The following is a 21,822-nucleotide window of genomic DNA, read 5'->3' as shown; positions in this document are numbered from 1 at the left end:
TCTAAGAAATAATAGAAAATATTATAAAAAAATAAAAAAATATTGCGATATTATCAAAATGATAGTACAATGAAATGATTGGGTGTTATCAAAATGATAGCCGAAGTATTTTTAAAAAAAATTAAAAAATGTAAATATTATTATATACTTTTTTAGGTATTATATCCTATAATATACATAGGGTTTATAATAAATTAAATAAAAAACAAACAAAGACACAGGAGAAAGAGGAATGTTAGAAAGTAATTTTTTTACAAAGTTCTTACAACTTAGTGATTTTAGAACTTTGGCATTTATCGTAGCATTAATAGCATTATTTAAAGTAATCAACGTACTTCAAAAGAAAAAGGTTAGCTTTTCTACAAGAATGACTACTGGTACAGTTTTAGGATTAGTTTTAGGAGTTATAGTACAAGCCGTTGCTAAATTCCCAGATTCACCAAAGGATATAGCTTGGATAAGTGAATTATCTGGATGGTATGGATTTGTTGGTGGTGGATTTATAGACTTATTAAAAATGTTAGTTATTCCACTTATATTATTATCAATAACAAGAGTAATAATGAATATGAAAGGTGATAACCTTGGAAAACTTACAACAAAAACAATAGGATCATTAATAGGTTTAACAGTTTTCGCTGCTATAACAGGTATAGTATTAGCAATATTATTTAACCTTGGTCAAGGATTTGATGCAGGAAACAACACTGCTGAAATAAGAGAAGCAGTTTCTTTATCTGAAACAATAAGAGCACTTTTACCAAGTAATATAGTATCATCTATGGCAGAAGGAAATATAGTTGGTGTAGTTATATTCTCAGCATTTATAGGAACTTCAATAAGACGTTTAAGCAAAAAACATGCAGATACTATTGAACCTTTTGTAAAATGGGTTGAAGCTTTTTATAAAATAATAATAAGTGTAACTATGACAATAATTAAATTTATGCCATATGCAGTTATAGCTTTACTTGCAAACACTATAATTTCAAATGGAATAGGTGTACTTGCATCTGTTGGTAAATTTATAGTTTGTCTATATTTAGCAGTGATTATAATGTTAGTAGTTCATATGACATTAGCTATGTTAAATGGAGTTAGCCCAATAACATATATAAAAAATGCTTCAGAACCATTAATTCTAGCATTTACTTCTCGTTCAAGTTTAGGAACATTACCTGTTACAATTGAAACTTTAGAGAAAAAATTTGATGTTAATGAAGGGGTTGCAAGTTTTGTTGCTAGTTTAGGAACAAATATGGGTATGAATGGTTGTGCAGGAATTTATCCAGCACTTACAGCTATAATGCTTGCACAAATAACTAATACACCTATAGATTTAAGTTTCTGCATAATGCTTTTAGTAATCATAGCAATTAGTTCATTTGGTATAGCTGGTCTTCCAGGTACTGCTACAATAGCAATATCTGTAGTTATATCTGGTATGGGTATGGAAGCATACTTCCCACTTCTTGGAGCAGTAATTGCAGTTGACCCAATAATAGACATGGGTAGAACTATGTTAAACGTAAGTGGTACAATAACAAGTTCAATTATTGTAGATAGAAGTTTAAAAAGAGCTGAAGAAAAAGCAAATAAGACAGTTCAAAAAGCTGTTTAATTTCTTTTAAAATAGAATAAAATAATTTTGAGATAAGAGGGCGTGCTATTAGATGGGAGAAATTCCGTCTTTTGGTTCGTCCTCTAAATTTAAGACAGATTTAGGAGGCAATATGAGAATAATTATAGTTGGAGGGATTGCTGCAGGAATGAGTGCAGCTGCTAAATTAAGAAGAACTGACAGAGATGCTGAGATAGTTGTATATGAAAAATCTCCACATATATCTTTTGGTGCTTGTGGACTACCTTATTATGTTGGGGGTAATTTTGACAATGTAGATAGAATGTTAGTTAGAACTCCAGAAAAAGTTAGAGAAACAGGAATAGATGTAAAAATAGAGCACGAAGTTGTAAGTTTAAATGTAAAAACAAAAACAATAGAAGTGAAAAATTTACAAAGTGGTGAAGTTTTTACAGATAATTATGATAGACTGATGATTGCAACAGGGGCAGCTACTGTAATACCACCTATAAAAAATATAGAAAAGGCTTATACACTTAGAAGTGTAGAAGATGGAGAAAAGTTAAAAGCAAAAATGCAAGATGAATCTATTAAAAAGATAGCTGTAATAGGGGCTGGATTTATAGGTTTAGAAGTAGCAGATGTTGCAAAAGAATTAGGCAAAGAAGTTTGTGTATTTAATTCAGGAAATAGAATGCTTGAAAATGTACTTGATAAAGAAGTTACAGAAATACTTGAAGAAAACTTAAGAGCTCATGGAATAGAACTATACTTTAACTCAATGGTAACATCTATAGATACTTTAGATGGAAAAACTAAAGTTATAACTAATACTGATGAAGTAGAAGTAGATTTAGTTGTATTAGCTGCTGGTGTAAGACCAAATACATCATTCTTAAAAGATACAGGCATAGAAATGCTTGATAATGGGGCAATAGTAATAGACAATCAAGGAAGAACTTCTATAGAAGATATTTATGCTGCTGGAGATTGTGCAACAGTATACCACCTTGTAAAACAACAACAAGTTTATATACCACTTGCTACAAATGCAAATAAATTAGGTCGTATAGTTGGATCTAATTTAGGTGGAAAATCTGAAATATTCCAAGGGACATTAGGTTCAAGCTGTATAAAATTATTAGATATGGAAGCAGCAGCAACTGGAATAACAGAAGCAGATGCTAAAAAAATGAACTTAAATTACAAAGCTACATTTATAACAGATAAAAATCACACTGATTATTGTCCAGGACAAGAAAAAATATCTATAAAATTAATTTATGATGCAGATACAAAAGTAATATTAGGTGGACAAGCAGTAGGTAAATCAGACGCAGTACAAAGAACAAACGTACTTGCAACTGCAATATTTACAAAAATGACAACAGAACAACTTGGAATGCTTGATTTATGTTATGCTCCACCATTTGCTAGAACATGGGATGCACTTAATATAGCAGGTAATGTATCTAAATAAATGAATAAAAAGTCGAGTTTATAAATTTTATAAGCTTGACTTTTATTACATCAAATACTAATATTTTATCTAATGTATTATAGAAGTATATATTAATGAAGAAAAAGATATAAAATAATAAAATATATAGCCAACATTAACAAAAGATGTTAAAATATATGTTAGGGTAGTTTATCTACCTATCAAGCAATAATAATTTTGAATAACGACTCTCTTTATTTGAGCAATAATAAGGAGGGTTTTTTTATGTAATTAGTAAAAATAAAAAATAGAGGGAGGAAGAATTATGACTAATGATATGACAAAGGGCAATCCCCTAAAAATATTTATATATTTCACGATACCACTTTTAATCGGTAATATATTTCAACAGCTTTATAGTATGGTAGATACTATAATAGTAGGAAGATTTGTTGGTGTTAATGCACTTGCAGCATTAGGTGCATGTAATTCACTATTTTTCTTAGTAAATGGTCTAGTATTAGGACTTACAAGTGGATTTGCCGTCTTGGTAGCACAAAAGTTCGGAGCAAAGGACGAAAAAGGTGTAAAAAAAGCAGTAGCAAGTAATATAACACTTACTATAGTATTGACAGTAATAATCACAATAGTAGCATTGTTAGCAGTAAAACCACTTCTTAATATGATGAATACACCAGAAAATATTTATGAAGATGCAAGGGTATATATCACATTAATTTATGCAGGAATAATAACTCAAACGGGATATAATATGGCAGCAGGAATATTAAGAGCATTAGGAGATAGTAAAACTCCATTATATTTCTTAATAGTGGCATCAATTCTAAATGTTATTTTAGACTTAATTTTCATAATAAACTTTAATATGGGGGTTGCAGGAGCAGCTTATGCAACTAATATAGCACAAGGAGTATCAGCAGTCCTTTGTTTTATATATAGCTATAAGAAATTCAAGATATTAAGACTTAAAAAAGAAGACTTCAAAGTTGAAAAAGAATATTATACTACACATTTAAAAATTGCAATACCAATGTCAATGCAATTTTCAGTAACTGCAGTAGGTATAATAATAATACAAAGTGCAATAAATACATTTGGTTCTGTAGTAATAGCTTCTTATACAGCAGCATCAAAAGTTCTTCAATTAGTAATGCAACCATCTACATCTTTCGGTGTTACAGTTGCAACTTATGCAGGACAAAATTTAGGTGCTGGAAGATTTGATCGTATAAAACACGGAATAAAAATAATGAATATAGTTTCAATAATAACAAGTTTAATAGCTGGAGTTGTATTAGTTACAATTGGGAAATATTTTGTAATGTTATTTATAGAAAATCCAACGCCAGAAATATTTGATTATGCTCAACAAGTATTAAATTATTCTGCAATATTCTTTATACCTTTAGGATTTATATTTGTATATAGAAACGTGCTTCAAGGAATGGGAGAATCATTTGTACCAATGATAGCAGGATTCTTTGAATTAGCTGCAAGAGCTACAGTAGCTTTTACATTACCAAAAGTTATAGGTTTTACAGGTATATGTTTATCTGATCCAATCGCATGGATATCAGCAGCAGTACCACTTATGTTGACTTATTATATAAAAATGAAAAAAATAGATAAACGAAATAATTTAAAAGAAGAGTTAGAAGTAGCTCGAGAATTATAATAAAAAATAGCACTGGATAGATAAAATCTGTCTAGTGCTATTTTTTATTATTTTTTATTTTATTATACATAGTAAGTTATATTGACTTAAGATTAATCGAAAATAATCGAATAATAACACAAGATAGCAAATATATACGATTAAATGATTGAACTTTTAAATAATATTTTATAAAATATTATTTAGCAAATATTTACTATAATAGAGGGTGAAACTATGAATTTTAAAAATGGGATTTTAGCAGTTTTAGTATCGGTATTTTTTATAATTACTCTAACTAATATATCTGAAGCACAAGAACATATAAATTTTAAACATATAACTATAGAAAATGGACTATCACAATCGAATGCCCAAACTATATACCAAGATAGTAATGGGTATATATGGATAGGTACTAACGAAGGTTTAAATAGATACAATGGGTTTGAGATGAAGGTATATAAATCAGATAAAGATAAAAAAAATACAATAATTAATAACTATATTCTAAGTATTCAAGAGGATAATGAAAAAAATCTTTGGGTTGGAACAAATAAGGGGATAAGTAAAATAAATTTAGAAACAGAAGAAATTACAAACTATGAGCATGATGAAGATGGAAATACTTTTTTTAAAGTAAGAAGTATTTTATTAACAAAAAGAGGAACGGTTTTAGTAATAACACAAGATAATGTATATATGTATGATAGAGAATTCGACAAGTTCAAAGTATCTTTAAGCGAAGAAGATGTATTCAGCAAGGAAGATGTAATGGACATTGAAGAAGATAATTTTCATAATATATGGATAGGAACTGACAAAAGTTTAATTAAAATGGATAGAGGAACTATGAAAATCACCCAATATATTTCTCATGAGAATGTCGAAACATTAAAAGACGACAGAATAAATTCTATTTTAATTGATGATGAAAACAATCTATGGGTCTCGACCAATAACAACGGATTAATAAAAATACTTGTTAAAAATGGTGAAACACATAAGGTCATTAGGTACTACCATGATGCAAATGACGATACAACAATACCTTCTAACACCACAAAATCAATAATACAAGATGAAAATGGGATGATATGGATAGGTACGGATTCAGGTCTTTGTAAATACTTAGGTGATAATAAGTTTTATACATATCATAATAATTACGACTCTAATAGTTTATTAGATGACAATGTATATTCACTGATGCAAGATAGTACAGGATTAATATGGGTAGGAACATATACAGGAATTAGTATATTTAATCCAAATAATAAAATAATTCAATATAAAAGCGATCCATTAAATAAAAATTCTTTAAGCTCAAATGTAATACAAGGTGTATATGAAGATGAAGATGGCCTAATATGGGTAGGTACAAGAGATAAAGGTCTTAATATTATGGATAGAGAAAACAATAAATATATTAAGATTTCGGCAGGAGAAGGGACTTATGATATAACAAGCAACTTGATACGTGTTATCCAAGGTAGTGGAGATACTGTATGGGTTGGAACGGATTATGGACTAAACCAGATAAATAGAAAGACAATGAAAGTCAAAAAATACACCATGAATAATGGGCTGACAAGTGATATGATAGAATCCTTGTTAATCGATAGTCGAGGGTATTTATGGATAGGTACTCAAGATGGTATAAGTATTTTAGATATAAAAACTGAGAAGATAGTAACAGTTGATAAAATGATAGATACTCTTAACAAGACTATTAAAGAAAAAGTCGGTGACACTCATATACAAGAAATTTTTGAAGATAAAGATGGAGTATATTGGCTTGGAACTTATACAGCTGGTTCTATGATAAAAATAGATGTAAATCAAGACAAGATAAAAGTCTTTAAACTATTTGACCATGAAACTAAGGAAGAAATAAATACAATAAAATGTATAGCCGAGGGCAATGACAATATATTATGGATTGGTACAAGTGATGGTCTAGTTAAATTTTATAAATCTAATGGAACGTCTATAAAATATACTGATGAAGATGGTCTTAGTAACAATACTGTTTATGGAGTGTTAATTGATGATGATGGTAATCCATGGGCAAGTACAAATAAAGGAATTTCAAAGTTTGATTTAAAAACTAATGAATTTAGAAATTTAAGTACGGCTGAAGGATTACAAAGCAATGAATTCAATGATAAATCAGAGTATAAGACGAAAGACGGTGAGTTTATATTTGGTGGGATAAAAGGTTTAAATATTTTTAACCCAGCAGACGAAGAAGCCATGTTCTCATATTACGAACCAACAATCACATTTGAGAGTTTTATGGTAGATGGAGAAAAATATAAAAATATAGATAATTTACAATTTAAATATGATCAAAATGATTTAAAAATATCTTATTTTATACCACAATACAGAAATAACAACTTAAAATTTTATTATAAATTAGAAGGTGTTATGGATGAATGGACATCTACAAGTAATAACCAAGTTTTATTTAATAAGCTGGACCCAGGAAAATACACTTTTAAAATAAAAGCGAGAAACCAAAAAGGTGTAATGGGAGAAGAGTATAAAGTTACATTTACTATAAAACCACCACTTTGGAAAAGTAAAGGTGCAATAATATCTTATATTGTAATGATAATAATGCTAGTCTGCTACAATAGTACAAAAGTTAAAAGATTAGATAATTTAGTAGCTGTTAGAACAGAAGCACTTAGCAATGAGATGGAAACGAACAAACAGCTATTTGATAAAATTATAGAGGTAGAGAGAAATAAAAATAATTACTTTATAAATTTATCTCATGAGCTTAGAACACCATTAAATGTGATAAGTTCAGTAGAACAATTGATAACTAATTTAAATAAATCGCCAAAAGGAATATCAAGAGAAAAGATAGATGAGTATATGGTTGTTATGAATAAAAATATTAAGAGATTACTAAACTTAATTAACAACATAATAGATACTACTAAAATTGAAAATGGAAAATATAAAATAAATATTCAAGAAGAAGATATAGTATATATAGTTGAAGAATCAGCACTTAGTCTTAAAGATGCAATAGAATCAATGGGATTAAATTTAATTATAGATACTAATACAGAAGAAAAAATCATAAAATGCGATAGAAATGAAATAGAGCGTTGTATTATAAACTTACTGAGCAATGCAGCTAAATTTACTCCAGTAGGTGGAGATATAAAAGTAGATATTCTTGATTTAGGAGACAAAGTAAAAATAATAGTTGAAGATACTGGAATAGGAATAGAAGAAAAATATCATGCAGCAATATTTGATAGATTTAATCAAATAGTAGACGAGCACACTGAAGTAAAAGGTGGAAGTGGTCTAGGTCTTACTATAACAAAACATATAATCGATATGCACAATGGAGAAATATATGTTGAAAGTGAAGTAAATAAAGGAACTAAATTTACAATTATATTACCAGTTGATGATAGCATAGATGAAAATATCATTATATAAATAGATATATTTTGTAAAGAAATATATATAAATAGCCTATATTTGTATACGAAAACAACAATTATCGTATCGAATATGGGCTATTCTTGTATACAAGTAAGGATTGTATAGAAATATATAATGTCGCATTTGAAGGTAAAATATGGTAAAATAATTGAAACGGCTATTTCAACAGGAGGTTGCTATGAACAGAAATTTAATAACAGCGTTGATTTTGGCATCGGGTTTTTTACTGACATCTGAGCAAGAAAAGGATCAATATAAACCACAGCTACCAAATTTCAAAGATATACTAGAAGTAAAACATTCTATAAAAGGAAGAATAAGAATACAATGTAAGGTATTAAAGGGAAATCAGCAGGGAGAGCAAGCATTATTAAACACTTTTTCACAGATACCGGGGATAATAGATATATCTGTGAATCCTTGTATTGGAACAGTAATTATAAAATATAATGAAGAAACAATCCAGCCAATGCTTATTATAGGAATAATACTAAAGGTATTAGGATTAGAAGATGAAGCTCATAATGAAAACAAATCTTTAATAACAAGAGAAAGTGCAAATATAGTAGAGAGTTTAAGTCATACAATATATGAAAAGACTAGTGGCGTATTAGATTTAAAATCATCAGTAATGCTACTTCTTTGTGTATATGCAGTGTATGATATTAAAACTAGACCAGGCCTTAGACCTGCTGGGCTTACATGCTTATGGTGGTTATACTCGCTTATCACAAGATAATATTAATCAGCTGAGAAAGGAAGCGCTAATAAAATGAATATAAAAAATCACATAATTAAACATTTTATAAAATTTAAAGTAGTACATTCAATACCGGGGAGATTGAGACTTAAAGTAAGTAATGCATCTAAAATACCACAAGAGGCAAAAGAATATGATAAATATGTAGTACAGGGATTAAAAATGCTAGAGGGTATAACAGACGTAGAGTTTAATTATATAACTGGAAGCGTAGTTATAAATTATGATACGAAAAAGACTTACGAAGAAAAAATTATAAAATGGATAAATAAAGTAATAGATATAGTTCTAGGTGACTTCAAGTTGATTGAAGAAAACGGACAAGACAATATTGAATTTGTGATAGATACTTTAGAGCAGAAATTAAATGAAGCAATAAAAACAATATAATAAATAATAAAAATGGGGTGATAGCAAGTGTTTGGACAAAAAAAGGACTTATTTGAGCTAAATATAGTCCATTCATTGCCGGGGAGAATTCGTTTAAATTGTAAGGCTATCGGATATCTTAAAGAATTTAATGAAGAAATCTTACAAGATATAATGGATTTAGGATTTATAAAAAAAGTAACAATAAATAATATAACAAGTAATATACTTATAATTTTTGATAAAGATAGAATTGATGAAGCTGACTTAAAAAATTTAATATCAGATATATTAAATAAATACTATCTATATGCATACAAACAACATAGAGAACTAGAGGCTTCAAATATAATTGAAAGAGAAAGAGAAGAAGATGTAAATGATATAGGTAAGAGACTTGTATTAAATGCAGGTTTAATTACTTATTCAGTAATAAAGAAAACAAATTATGCAGAAATATTCCCTGTTTATAAGAGATTTTTTAATCCTTGCTCGCTTGGAGCATTGTATTTAACTAAATCTCTATTTAAAGATGGGATAGGCGGGATGATTAAACACAAACGCCCAAATGCAGATACACTTACAATTTCATCTATAGTTGCGAGTATATTACTTGGAAACTCAACTTCAGCACTTACAATAATTTTATTATCAGATATAGCTGAATTTATGACAAGTTATACAATGAAAAAAACAAGAGATTCGATTAAACATATGATAGATTTAAATGAAGAATTTGTTTGGAAACAAGATGAAAATGGCGCAGTTAAACGTATATCAGTTGAAGATGCTAAAGTAGGAGACAAAATAGTAGTACATACTGGTGAAAAAATATGTGTCGATGGAAAAATAATAAGTGGAGAAGCTATAGTAGATGAGTCAGCTGTAACTGGTGAATATGTTCCACATATAAAGAAAATTGGAAGTGAAGTTTATTCAGGAACATTAGTTAAAAACGGAAATATCGTTATAAATACAGAAAGAGCTGGAGATGATACTGTAGTTTCAAGAATTATAAACTTAGTAGAAGATGCAGCATGTAATAAAGCAAAAGTACAAGATTATGCTGATAAATTCTCAAACTACTTAATACCATTTAACTTCTTCTTAGCAGGGGCAACTTACCTAGCAACTAAGAGTGCAACTAGGGCGCTAAATATGATGGTAATAGATTATTCATGTGGTATAAAATTATCGACAGCGACTGCATTTTCAGCAACAATAAACAATGCAGTTAAAAATGGTATATTAATTAAAGGTGGAAACTATATAGAAGCATTAGCAGAAGCCGATACTTTAATACTAGATAAAACAGGTACATTAACTGAAGGTAAACCAGAAGTTTTAGATATAGTAACAGCACAAGATATAACTTCGAGGGAATTGATTGAAATTGTATCAGCAGCAGAGGAAACATCATCACATCCTATGGCTAGTGCAATACTATCTAAAGCTAAAAGTGAAGGTATAAAAATACCAAAGCATGGAGAAGTAATTACTCATATAGCAAAAGGTGTTGAAACAAATATAGATGAAGACATAATTAGAGTAGGTAATAAAACTTTCTTAAAAGAAAATAACATAGATATAACTTTAGAAGATGAAGCCTTTAATTTAAAGAAAAAAGGTCAAAGTATAGTTTATGTAGCACAAAATGAAAAATTATTAGGGGTAATTGGAATTCAAGATAAAATGAGAGAAAATATGAAAAAATCTCTTAACAATATAAGATATCAAGGTGTCGATGAAATTCTTCTACTTACTGGTGATATAGAAGATCAAGCTAGTATAGTAGCGAGCAAAGTTGGAGTAGATGGATATGAGGCTGAGCTACTTCCAGAAGATAAAGCAAAAACTATACTTAAACTACAATCTAAAAACTCTAAAGTAATAATGGTTGGAGATGGCATAAACGATGCTCCAGCGCTTGCATATGCTGATGTTGGTGTATCATTAGGTGGTGGTTGTACAGATGCTGCTATAGAAACATCTGATGTAGTAATACAAACAGATGACCCAATGGCACTTCCAGCAGTTATGAATTTATCTAAGAAAACTATGAAAGTAGTAAAAGAAAACTTTGGATTAGTTATAGGTATAAATACTTTAGGACTTGTATTTAGTGCAGCAGGTGTATTACCAGTATTCTGGGGAGCTGTACTTCACAATTCAAGTACAATATTTGTAGTTTCAAATTCAATTAGACTACTATTTTCAAAAATTGAAAATAAGAGATAGAGGTGTTATTAAAAATTGAATTATCCAGTAATATTAGTCGAGCACATGATTAATGGTAGAATAAGGGTAAGGCTATCTCATTCTATAATAGACGAAAGTAAATTAAATGAGTTTTTTAAAGAAGAAGATGGTATAAAATCTTTTAGATATAACCCTTATATAAAAACACTGCTTGTTGAATTTAATTCTAAAAAGATAAGTGCAGAGAATGTAATATTTAAAATTGCTGCTATTTTATCAGAGATATATGGATTTTCTAAAATAAAATTTATATCTAATAACAACAAGACAGATATGCCTCTCTTATCATATTATTCTATAATATTGATAGTAGGAGCAAATATAGTAAAATATTTAAGTCCAACAGGACAAGTTCAAGACTTTGTAAAATGGCTTGCTACGGGAACTACTGTTGGAGCAATAGTAGAACATGGTTATTCAGAAATGAGACAAAGAGGAACAATCGACCCTGAGGTAATGTCCATAATGTACTTAATTAATTCAATAGGAAAAGAAGGAAACATGTTAAATGCTTCTTTAGTAACTTGGATAACTACATTTGGTAGACATATACTTAAAAAATCAAATGAGACATTTATACTAAAGGTAGAAAAATCTAAAATGAGATGTCAAGATAAACCATGCTATGATATCTCTATATTATCAGAAGATATCAATAATAATAACAAGCTAGACTCATTTAGATTATTTGCAAGCGAAATAATCGAGAGTCAAAACCGCTTAAATCCAAACTTCGGCTATAGAGGTGGAGGAGGAAGTGTTAAAAACGAAGGAATGTTTTTTAACCTTAAATAAATAAAATTTATAAGTTAACTATAAGGAGGAGATATTATGGTAGTATTAAATGCAATAAATAAAGATCATTTAAAAGGTGCAGCAGTAGGAGTAGGGGTTTGCGCAGTAGGATACTATATATACAAAAAAAATCAAACTAAAGTAGATGGATTCCTTAAAAAACAAGGTATAAATGTGCAAACTGTTAACCATAAAGATTATGCAAATATGTCATTAGAAGAATTAATGGAATCAAAAGAATTAATAGAAGATTTAATAGCAGAAAAAGAAGTAAATGTTGAAGCTACTATGGAAGAAGCAACAGATGCTGAATAATAAAATTGTATAGAGTTATAAGTCTTATATTAATATGTAAATTACAAAGGGAATGCCGTTTTAGCATTCCCTTTTTTCTATGCAGATATGAATTCTTCATTTAATGCTGTATTTTCTATAGTAGAACTATTTTTAGCATAAAATGCTATTCCGATTAATGTGATTAATTCACTTAGAGGAACTATTGCCCAAAGTATAGTAGCAGGAAGTACTGATGGAAGTACAAATGCTAGTATTATATTTAGTAAAAATCCTCTTACTATAGATACATATATAGCTATTTTTTCTTTTCCGACAGATTGGAAATAGCCAGATATTAATATGTTTATATTCATTATGCAAAAAGCACTTAAATAAAGTCTTAATGCTGGTATTCCAACAGATAGTATTTCAGAATTTGCTTGCACAAATACTTTAATAATTTGTCCTGTAAATAAAAATACTACTGCAAATAGTGAAACACCTATTATAGTTGTAGTTATTAAAGCGTATTTTAATACTTTTTTCACACGTGTATTTAGTCCAGCACCAAAGTTAGTTGCGATAATTGGTTGAGCTGCTTGAGCCACACCGTTAAATAATGCAAGACCTACTAATACACAGTTAGATATTATTCCATACACTACAATTCCGTTATTTCCAATATATTTTAAGATTTGGATATTAAATATAAATATTACAAATCCACTTGCAACCTCCATTATAAGGCTTGAAAAACCACATTTAAAAATTGGTGCTAAAAGGTTTAAAGATATTGTTTCTTTGTTTATTTTTACTCTGTTTTGTTTTTTAATAAAATGAGTAGATAAAACAAGTAGAGTAGTTAAGCTACCTATTACTGTTGCAGCAGCTGCCCCAAACATACCCATATCCATTGGGAAAACAAAAACATAATCTAAAATTACATTTAGAACTGAACCTGTTAATACAGCACACATAACTAGTTTAGGGTTTTTCATATTTCTCACAATAGGTGCAAAGTAATTAGACATCATAAATACTGGTGCAAATGCCATTATACATTTACCATATTCTAAAACTAAGTCTATTGTATCGCTGTTTGCTCCTAAGATTACACATAAAGGTTGTAAATAATAATTCCATATTAAACCTAAAATAATTGCTATTGATAATATTGATACAAATCCAGTTGCAAAGTATTGGTTAGCTTTTTTCTTATTTCCCATTCCATCTTCAGATGATATTAAAATTCCGCTGCCTATTCCAAATAATAAACCAATTCCGTTAAATAATAAAAAGAAAGGCATGAATATATTTAATGCAGAAATCCCTAAAGCACCAACGCCTTGACCTATTATAAGGGTATCAACTAAAAGATAAACTGATGTAACTAATGTTGAACAAACTGCTGGTACTAAATAATGAAAAAATACTTTGCTTTCTTTATCTTTTAGTAAATTTAATTTTTCCATAGACATTCTCCTTTCAAATTATAATAATTTATGTAACAAAAAAAGCCAAATAAGTATTGTACTTATTTGGCTGATTTATCAATCAAAAGGTGATCAGAACCAAAATAGTACTAAAGCGATTATAAAAAATATAATACGCCACTTATTATGGCTCTTTTCTGTATAAAAATTTTGTATGCTATTATAATAATATATTGTATACAGTGCGTCAATATAATTTATGTGTAAGGAAAAAAATACTATAAGAATAAGGGGATAAATGTAAGAGGATATTTCCAAAATAAATAATAAGTTTATTTTAGAATATCCTCAAACTTTAGAGATTAAACATCATTGTTTTTTACTGATTTGTGTTTTGCATTTTTGTTTTTATTTTGATTTTCTTTAGTAATTGGAGTTTGACAATTACATTTTTTCATTCTTGCCATTTTATTGTCTGGTTGACTGTCTTTTGCCATATGATGTATTACACCTCCATAAGAATCATCTCAAATTTATGGTGTGTATTTTAAATAAATTTATGCTGACAATTTTTTAAAAAACTTTTAGCAAATTTAATTTTTATATAAAAAAGTAAAAACTATTTATTTTTTCTTCTATTTTTAAAATCTTTTTCAATCTTCAATTTCCAATCATCACTTATATCTTCATCTCTACGAACACAACAAAGTACGTCATTTATTGCATCAAAATTTAGCTCTGTACCCTCTGAATCGCAATTATAATTTGCTGCCATAGATTTAGGAATTCCAAATTGACTAGCTGTTTCAATAGCATCTATATTTGCACCTAAAAAAAGAAATTCCCAACCTAATAATTCTTGACATGCGCTGACTGAATTTTTTATTTGTTTAAGATTATATTCTGTGCTAGAATTTTCGGCACCATCTGTGATTATTGCAAATAAAACTTTATCAGGTCTTTTTTCTTTTGGAGTATTTACATGATCATTTTTAATTTTATCAATAGTAGAGCCCATTGCATCTAGTAGAGCAGTAGAGCCCATAGGTTGACACTCTTTTTCGGTCATGTTTTTTACATCTTCAATAGGAATTCTATTATGTAAAATTTGAATGCTTTGATTAAATAGTACAGTAGTGACTACACATTGACCTTTTTCATTTTTTTGTTTTTTAAGAAGTGAATTAAATCCGCCTATTGTATCATCGACAAGAGGGGACATAGAGCCACTTTTATCTAAGATAAATACTAATTCAGTTAAATTCTCTTTCATCATTATTACCTCCTAGATTTATAATTAATTTTTAAATACCCTTGTTTAATATAATTAGAGTATACTAAGAGGTTGCAAAAAAAAGGTCGCCTAGAATGCGACAAATTTTAAGTTCGGAGTGTATTTTGGTCAAATGCAAAAAGAACTTCGTTGATTGTATATATATCATATGTATTGTTAGATATAAAGTATTCAATAATTATGTCGAATTTATTGCTGTGAGATAGGGCAAATCCAGCCTTTCTAAGCAAGTCTTTTGTTTTATTTATATCGAGTTCAAGCGCTATTGCTAGAGATAAAACTGTAGATTTGCTAGGGGTATAATCTTTGTTTTTTCTAATTTTAGAAAATAGCCTTCTATCTATATTGGCTTTTTTGTATACTTGGGCATCCGTTAGTCCAGATTCATCTATAAGTTTAAGTAAACTTTCTGAAAATGTATCTTCAGTATTTGACAGAGCATAAAGTAAACTTTCTTCATCATCTAATTCAAAAGGAAGAGGTGAAGCTTCTTCATTTATCTCTATAGGTGAAGATTTTTTAGAAAATAATTTTGATTTTTTAGATTTAGACTTAGGCTTAGTCATACTATAAAGAACAGTTGAAGAATCTACGTCATCTAAAATATCAATGTTTTGTTTGTAGCGTTTGTCTTTATGAGCATCAACGTAATTATCATCTATATACTGTTTAATTGAATCAAATAAGTTTTTACTTATTTTAAAAGATTTTTTGTCGAATACAACTAAATAAATGAGCATATCATTTTCAGAAAGAAAGTCTTTTATAGCATTTGTTGCAATTTTTAAAGCTTTGTCCTTGGGGTATCCGAAATTACCAGAAGAAATCAAGGGAAATGCTATAGATTTGCACTTTTTATATTTGGCTAATTTCAAACAATTTATATATGTATTATAAAGTAGAGTAGATTCGTTATTTTTTCCATCACGCCAAACGGGACCAACTGTATGAATTATATATTTACATCCTAAGTTATAACCCTTTGTAATTACTGCGTCACCTATTTTAATGCTGCCTATTTTTTGACAAGCATTTTGTAATTTTTGAAATCCTGCCTTTTTAAAGATAGAGCCGCAAACACCAGAACTACTTGGTTGAAGTTTATTATTTGTAGGATTTACAATGGCGTCTGTTTTCATATCGGTAATATCTTGTCTTATTATTTCAAATGGCATATAAGTCACCTCGATTAATTAATATAGTTGAAATAGATACTAAGTTTATTATATCATGGAAAAAATATACATAAAATAAAATGAAAAAATTCCATTGAATAGTAATTTGTGATAAAATTAACTTATTATAAAAAGGGGAAGGCCTATGGGCATTTATATGAGGAGGGGTTATTTTATGCATACTATGAAATATAGTAATATTGAATTTGAAGTAAATATACCAGAAAAACAAATTGCATGCGAATTGGAGTCTAATGTTGTGGATTTGCCACAGAGAAGTGTAAAAGAGCATATAGAATATGCTTTAGATAATCCAATTGGAGCAGGAGATATTTCAACAGTAGTTAAAAAAGGGGACAAAGTAGCAATAATAATATCTGATATAACAAGAAAATGGCAAGCTATACCTACATATTTACCAATATTAGTTGATAGATTAAATAAATGTGGTATAGCAGACGAAGATATAATCATCGTATCTGCTTGTGGTACTCATAGAATACAAACAGACGCAGAACATAAAGAATTATTAGGAGAAGATTTATTTAAACGTTTAAAAATAGTAGACCATCAATGTGATGATAAAGAACATTTAGTTTATATGGGTGAGACATCTAGAAAAACTCCAGTATGGTTAAATAAATATGCAATTGATGCAGATAAAATTATATTAACTGGAGGAGTAGTGTATCACTTTTTAGCAGGTTATGGTGGAGGAAGAAAGAGCTTAGTCCCTGGAATAGCAGGAAAAGAAACTATAAATACTAACCACTGTAATGCCTTAAATCCTGGGTTTGGACAAGGTATAAATGAAAATGTTTATTCTGGAAATTTATCAAAAGAAAATCCATTCCATGATGACTTAGAAGAAGCTGCGGCAATGGCAAAACCAGCATATTTATTAAATGTTGTTGCAAATTCAGACCAACAAATAATAGCAGCATTTGCAGGAGATTGGATAAAAGCTCATAAAGCAGCAACTGAATTAGTAGATTCTATAGACGGTATTTATGTTGACGAAAGAGCAGATTTAGTTATAGCTAGTGCGGGCGGTTTCCCAAAAGATATAAACTTATATCAAACTTCTAAAACACTTTCAAATTCTAAAAGTATGATAGATGATGGTGGAACAATGATAATACTATCAGAATGTAGTGAAGGATTTGGAAATCAAGATTGTGAAGATCAAATTGTTAAATTTACAAATATGGAAGATAGAGAAAGAGCATTGAGAGCTGACTTCTCAATAGGTGGATTTGTTGGATTTGATTTTTCTGATACAGCAGAAAGATATAATATGATATTAGTGACTGAAATACCAGCAGATAAATTTAAGAATACAAAAATACACGTTGTTAAAACTTTAGATGAAGCATTGAGAGTAGCAAAAGAATTAAATAATGGTTCAATCGACAACATGAAAGTCGCATTATTACCACATGGTGCTAATACACTACCTAAATATAGATAAAAATATTTTATATAAAAACAAAGGTCGCACAATTTAGTGCGACCTAATTTGATTGATTAAATTAGTATAATATTAAAATGTTTATTAAAATCGTTAGTTAAGCTTATATAAAAATCTAATTAATGCTCATCTTACTTATCATCTTCGCTTTTAGAATCATCAATATCATCTTTTTTACTTGAGTCTATTGGATTATCATCTATATTTTCCTCAGTATCTGCTTTAATTTCCGTTTCATCGCTTGGCAAAACATCAACATCCGGCTCAATTTCTGTTTCAGTACTTGGTAAAGTATCGATATCTGTTTCAATTTCCGTTTCATCACTCGGTAAAGCATAAACATCCGGCTCAATTTTAATTTCAGTGCTTGATAAATTATCGATATCTGGATCAATTTCTGTTTCAGTACCTGACAAAGTATCAACATTCGTCTCAATTTCCGTTTTAGCACTTGGCAAAATATCGACTTCACCTTTAGAAATATCAATCTGACTATCAATATCGTCTTTATTATCGACACTGTCATTTTTATCTTCATTACAATACTCATCATCTATTTCATCACAATCATTACAATCATTACAATTTCGATACTTACAATCTTCATCATCAGTAGAAGTTCCGTTCAATTCAATCGTATCTGTTTTAAAAGGTGATAAAATAACGATTATTCCAAGTAAAAATAATAATGCTGATAAAATATACATGTGCATAATCAATACTAAAATTGATGCTATAATTATGACAATTCCTGTTTTTCTATGTTTAATTTTTTCAGAGTTGGCCAATTAAATTACCTCCTGTTCATTTGATAAATATATCAAAATTATCTTTTAGAAAAAAATAAGTGAGAAAATAAATTACTTTCTCACTTAAACTGTATTCCTAAAGGATTATATTTATTCTAATTATTATTTTGTTTTAACAAATTTACTGCTTTCCATACATCCTACAGCAGTTATTGCTAAAGCTAGACACACACCTAAGTTTTTAAGTTCAAATGTCAATGGTATTGCAAATATTCCTCTCATGAAAGGAAGGAAAGTAAGTGATAACATTCCAAGACAAATAATTACTGCGCCTAGTGCATATTTGTTGCTTGTAACTCCCAAACTAAGAATAGTTTCGCTATTAGAACGTGCAGCAAATGTTTGTATTATTCTAGACAATGTAATTGTTATAAATGCCATAGCTGCACCTAAAGCATCTGATGTCTGCATTCCTATATATTGAGCAAGTATTGTAACTATACCTATTATTGAACCTCTTGTAAGAACTACTTTCAATGTATCTTTACATAAAATACTTTCGTTAGGGTCTCTAGGTGGTTTATTCATAGTATCTTTTTCAGGTTTTTCAAAACCTAATGCAATTGCAGGTAGAGAATCTGTTACCAAGTTTATAAATAATAATTGTATAGTAGTGAATGGATTTGCCCATCCAGCAAACACAGCGAATAATATTGCTATTATACCGCCTAAATTTCCTGAGAAAAGATAAGTAATTGATTTTTTAATATTATTATAAACTGTTCTACCAACTTCAATTGCATTTACGATAGTTGCGAAGTTATCATCTACTAAAACCATTGCAGATGCATCTTTTGCAACTTCTGTACCACTTCCCATTCCAATTCCTATATTAGCCTGTTTTAGAGCAGGTGCATCATTTACACCATCACCTGTCATAGCTGTTACTTTGCCTTTTTTCTGCCATGCTTTGACTATTCTTATTTTATTTTCTGGAGAAACTCTAGCATAAACTGATATTTTTTCAAGTTTATTATCAAGTTCCTCATCAGTAAGAGAATCTAATTCTTGGCCAGTAAGAGCTAGGTCGTCTTTTTCCATTATGCCTATTTCGCGAGCTATTGCAGCAGCAGTAGTTTTATGGTCCCCAGTTATCATTATTGTCTTTATACCAGAAGATTTGGCTTCTTTTACTGCATCAAATACTTCTTCACGAGGTGGATCTATCATAGCCATAAGACCTATTAAGATTAAGTTATTTTCATCATCTAAACTAGGTTTAAATTCATCAGATACATTTTTATAAGCAAATGCTAAAACTCTTAAAGCTCTATTTGAAAAGTTTTCATTTATTTTTTTATATTCATCTAAAATTTCGTCTGATATTTCTACAACTTCGTCGTATTTAAGTGCGTATTTACATCTTTTAAATATTACATCTGGTGCGCCTTTTGTAAACATAATATTTTCATCATCTATTAAATTTACAGTAGTCATAAGTTTTCTATCACTATCAAATGGTATTTCAGATATTCTAGTGTAGTTTTCTCTTATAGATTTATAATCTACGTCGTATTTTTCTGCATAATTTATAAGAGCTACTTCAGTAGGGTCGCCTATTTCTATTCCTTCTTCGTTTACATCTGAGTCGTTACAAAGAATAGAAGATAAACTTAAATATCTTTCTTGTATTGCACAAGCACATACAGCGATTTCAGTGCCATCTGATGTATTTTCATTATTGTTAGAGTTTGTATTAGTATAATCTTTTATATAATCAAACCCATTGAACTTATCGCTATCAGGTCCATAAAGATAAGTTTCAACTACTGTCATTTTGTTTTGTGTTAGGGTACCTGTTTTGTCAGTACATATGACACTTGTTGAACCTAAAGTTTCAACAGCAGGTAATTTTCTAATTATAGATTGTCTTTTTGCCATTGTATTTGTTCCAGATGCCAAAACTATTGTAACAATAGAAGTTAGGGCCTCTGGTATTGCAGCAACTGCAATTGCTATAGCAAACATAAACGAATTCATTAAATCGCCGCCTCTAAAAACTTCTAGTGCAAATATAAGTGTAGCTAAGATTACTATTGCGACTCCTAATTTTTTACCGAAATCGTCTAGTTTTTGCTGAAGAGGTGTCTGTTTATTTTCAGCAGTTTCAAGTAGGTTTGCTATTTTACCAACTTGTGTATTCATACCGCATGAAGTAACTACATAAGTAGCTCTACCATAGACAACCATAGAACCGCTAAATACCATATTTTTTTGATCACCTAGTGAACTTTCTTCATTTATAGTATCAGCATTTTTTAAAACTGGTTCTGATTCACCTGTTAGCATTCCTTCAATAACTTTTAATGTTTGAGATTCGATAACTCTACCATCAGCAGGAACATAATCCCCAGCCTCAAGAAGTACTATATCACCAGGAACTAATTCCTGTGACGAGATAGTGAGTTTCTCATTATTTCTAATTACTTTTGCTTCTGGAACTGATAATTTTTTTAAACTATCTAGTGAACTATCTGCTTTTTTTGTTTGAACTACTCCTAATACTGCGTTTATTCCTAAAACTGCAAATATAATAAGTGATTCAACTGTATCTCCTAAAAATACTTGTGTCATTGCTGCAACTAGCAAGATTATAACTAATGGGTCTTTGAAACTTTCTAAAAATAACTTCCAAGTTGGTGTTTTTGGTTTTTCTTTTAATACATTACGACCATAATTTTTTAATCGCGATGTTACTTCCTCCTGTGTTAATCCAGTCAAATTACTATCTAAGTCATTTAAAACTTGAACTGAATCTTTTTGATAAAACATATTTATTCCTCCTAATATTAAATTTATCAAATAAAAAAGACCTCCAAGTAGATTATTAATAAATTTAAAATCTACTTTGAAGGTCTTGCTAACAAGTTTATGTACTCGCTAGTCAACCGGGATAAAATCCGAAATGACGATTGACTATCACAGTGTGAAAGCTACTCCCCTTCAAGGGAATTTTTTATTTTTTTCTAATACTACGAGCACTTCAACATCAGCTAGTAAATTAGT

16 protein-coding genes are annotated in these 21,822 nt (G+C 29.2%); 10 read left to right on the top strand and 6 right to left on the bottom strand.

What is annotated here, in order from left to right:
* Positions 1-232 precede the first annotated feature (232 nt).
* From I4U58_RS05255 to I4U58_RS05215, 9 genes are all read left to right on the top strand, one after another.
* Complete coding sequence (locus I4U58_RS05255; protein WP_195929989.1) at positions 233-1,621, top strand: cation:dicarboxylase symporter family transporter; 1,389 nt, start codon at positions 233-235, stop codon at positions 1,619-1,621.
* Positions 1,622-1,733: 112 nt separating this feature from the next.
* Complete coding sequence (locus tag I4U58_RS05250) at positions 1,734-3,062, top strand: CoA-disulfide reductase (protein WP_195929988.1); 1,329 nt, start codon at positions 1,734-1,736, stop codon at positions 3,060-3,062.
* Positions 3,063-3,348: 286 nt separating this feature from the next.
* On the top strand, positions 3,349-4,719 hold the full coding sequence (locus I4U58_RS05245; RefSeq protein ID WP_195929987.1) for an MATE family efflux transporter: 1,371 nt from the start codon (positions 3,349-3,351) through the stop codon (positions 4,717-4,719).
* Positions 4,720-4,935: 216 nt separating this feature from the next.
* On the top strand, positions 4,936-8,169 hold the full coding sequence (locus tag I4U58_RS05240; protein WP_195929986.1) for a sensor histidine kinase: 3,234 nt from the start codon (positions 4,936-4,938) through the stop codon (positions 8,167-8,169).
* 184 nt (positions 8,170-8,353) lie between these two features.
* Positions 8,354-8,914: an HMA2 domain-containing protein gene (locus tag I4U58_RS05235; RefSeq protein ID WP_195929985.1), complete on the top strand. Its 561-nt coding sequence runs from the start codon at positions 8,354-8,356 to the stop codon at positions 8,912-8,914.
* A 33-nt stretch (positions 8,915-8,947) separates the two neighbouring features.
* Positions 8,948-9,325 carry a cation transporter gene (locus tag I4U58_RS05230; protein ID WP_195929984.1) on the top strand — a complete coding sequence of 126 codons (378 nt, stop codon included), beginning with the start codon at positions 8,948-8,950 and terminating at the stop codon, positions 9,323-9,325.
* Positions 9,326-9,352: 27 nt separating this feature from the next.
* On the top strand, positions 9,353-11,542 hold the full coding sequence (locus I4U58_RS05225) for a heavy metal translocating P-type ATPase (protein WP_195929983.1): 2,190 nt from the start codon (positions 9,353-9,355) through the stop codon (positions 11,540-11,542).
* 15 nt (positions 11,543-11,557) lie between these two features.
* Positions 11,558-12,358 carry a hypothetical protein gene (locus I4U58_RS05220; RefSeq protein ID WP_024037227.1) on the top strand — a complete coding sequence of 267 codons (801 nt, stop codon included), beginning with the start codon at positions 11,558-11,560 and terminating at the stop codon, positions 12,356-12,358.
* A 36-nt stretch (positions 12,359-12,394) separates the two neighbouring features.
* Positions 12,395-12,673, top strand: coding sequence for a hypothetical protein (locus I4U58_RS05215; RefSeq protein ID WP_007286135.1), 279 nt, complete (start codon positions 12,395-12,397; stop codon positions 12,671-12,673).
* A gap of 77 nt (positions 12,674-12,750) precedes the next feature.
* Here the strand turns inward: I4U58_RS05215 and I4U58_RS05210 are convergent, their stop codons facing one another.
* From I4U58_RS05210 to I4U58_RS05200, 4 genes are all read right to left on the bottom strand, one after another.
* Positions 12,751-14,106, bottom strand: a complete 1,356-nt coding sequence (locus tag I4U58_RS05210; RefSeq protein WP_243269564.1) for an MATE family efflux transporter — start codon at positions 14,104-14,106, stop codon at positions 12,751-12,753.
* Between the two features lie 323 nt (positions 14,107-14,429).
* Positions 14,430-14,564: a hypothetical protein gene (locus I4U58_RS14235; protein WP_279325551.1), complete on the bottom strand. Its 135-nt coding sequence runs from the start codon at positions 14,562-14,564 to the stop codon at positions 14,430-14,432.
* Between the two features lie 122 nt (positions 14,565-14,686).
* Positions 14,687-15,340 carry a VWA domain-containing protein gene (locus tag I4U58_RS05205; RefSeq protein WP_195929981.1) on the bottom strand — a complete coding sequence of 218 codons (654 nt, stop codon included), beginning with the start codon at positions 15,338-15,340 and terminating at the stop codon, positions 14,687-14,689.
* Between the two features lie 107 nt (positions 15,341-15,447).
* Complete coding sequence (locus I4U58_RS05200; protein ID WP_195929980.1) at positions 15,448-16,536, bottom strand: macro domain-containing protein; 1,089 nt, start codon at positions 16,534-16,536, stop codon at positions 15,448-15,450.
* Positions 16,537-16,711: 175 nt separating this feature from the next.
* Between I4U58_RS05200 and larA the strand changes: the two genes are divergently transcribed.
* Positions 16,712-18,007 carry a nickel-dependent lactate racemase gene (larA, locus tag I4U58_RS05195; protein ID WP_195929979.1) on the top strand — a complete coding sequence of 432 codons (1,296 nt, stop codon included), beginning with the start codon at positions 16,712-16,714 and terminating at the stop codon, positions 18,005-18,007.
* A 131-nt stretch (positions 18,008-18,138) separates the two neighbouring features.
* Here the strand turns inward: larA and I4U58_RS05190 are convergent, their stop codons facing one another.
* Complete coding sequence (locus I4U58_RS05190; protein ID WP_195929978.1) at positions 18,139-18,795, bottom strand: hypothetical protein; 657 nt, start codon at positions 18,793-18,795, stop codon at positions 18,139-18,141.
* A gap of 123 nt (positions 18,796-18,918) precedes the next feature.
* Positions 18,919-21,588: a cation-translocating P-type ATPase gene (locus I4U58_RS05185; protein WP_195929977.1), complete on the bottom strand. Its 2,670-nt coding sequence runs from the start codon at positions 21,586-21,588 to the stop codon at positions 18,919-18,921.
* Positions 21,589-21,822 lie beyond the last annotated feature (234 nt).

It is taken from the genome of Clostridium sp. 1001270J_160509_D11, assembly GCF_015667935.1.
GTDB lineage: Bacteria > Bacillota > Clostridia > Peptostreptococcales > Peptostreptococcaceae > Intestinibacter.
The sequence above is the reverse complement of the archived record's forward strand: the minus strand, read 5'-3'. Positions and strand labels throughout refer to the sequence as shown.

What these genes read in the sequence shown, in the direction of transcription:
- I4U58_RS05235 (WP_195929985.1), top strand. Translation starts at nt 8,354, where the DNA reads ATGAACAGAAATTTAATAACAGCGTTGATTTTGGCATCGGGTTTTTTA.
- I4U58_RS05230 (WP_195929984.1), top strand. Translation starts at nt 8,948, where the DNA reads ATGAATATAAAAAATCACATAATTAAACATTTTATAAAATTTAAAGTA.
- I4U58_RS14235 (WP_279325551.1), bottom strand. Translation starts at nt 14,564, where the DNA reads ATGGCAAAAGACAGTCAACCAGACAATAAAATGGCAAGAATGAAAAAA.
- I4U58_RS05215 (WP_007286135.1), top strand. Translation starts at nt 12,395, where the DNA reads ATGGTAGTATTAAATGCAATAAATAAAGATCATTTAAAAGGTGCAGCA.
- I4U58_RS05245 (WP_195929987.1), top strand. Translation starts at nt 3,349, where the DNA reads ATGACTAATGATATGACAAAGGGCAATCCCCTAAAAATATTTATATAT.
- I4U58_RS05240 (WP_195929986.1), top strand. Translation starts at nt 4,936, where the DNA reads ATGAATTTTAAAAATGGGATTTTAGCAGTTTTAGTATCGGTATTTTTT.
- larA (WP_195929979.1), top strand. Translation starts at nt 16,712, where the DNA reads ATGCATACTATGAAATATAGTAATATTGAATTTGAAGTAAATATACCA.
- I4U58_RS05205 (WP_195929981.1), bottom strand. Translation starts at nt 15,340, where the DNA reads ATGAAAGAGAATTTAACTGAATTAGTATTTATCTTAGATAAAAGTGGC.
- I4U58_RS05255 (WP_195929989.1), top strand. Translation starts at nt 233, where the DNA reads ATGTTAGAAAGTAATTTTTTTACAAAGTTCTTACAACTTAGTGATTTT.
- I4U58_RS05250 (WP_195929988.1), top strand. Translation starts at nt 1,734, where the DNA reads ATGAGAATAATTATAGTTGGAGGGATTGCTGCAGGAATGAGTGCAGCT.
- I4U58_RS05185 (WP_195929977.1), bottom strand. Translation starts at nt 21,588, where the DNA reads ATGTTTTATCAAAAAGATTCAGTTCAAGTTTTAAATGACTTAGATAGT.
- I4U58_RS05210 (WP_243269564.1), bottom strand. Translation starts at nt 14,106, where the DNA reads ATGGAAAAATTAAATTTACTAAAAGATAAAGAAAGCAAAGTATTTTTT.
- I4U58_RS05200 (WP_195929980.1), bottom strand. Translation starts at nt 16,536, where the DNA reads ATGCCATTTGAAATAATAAGACAAGATATTACCGATATGAAAACAGAC.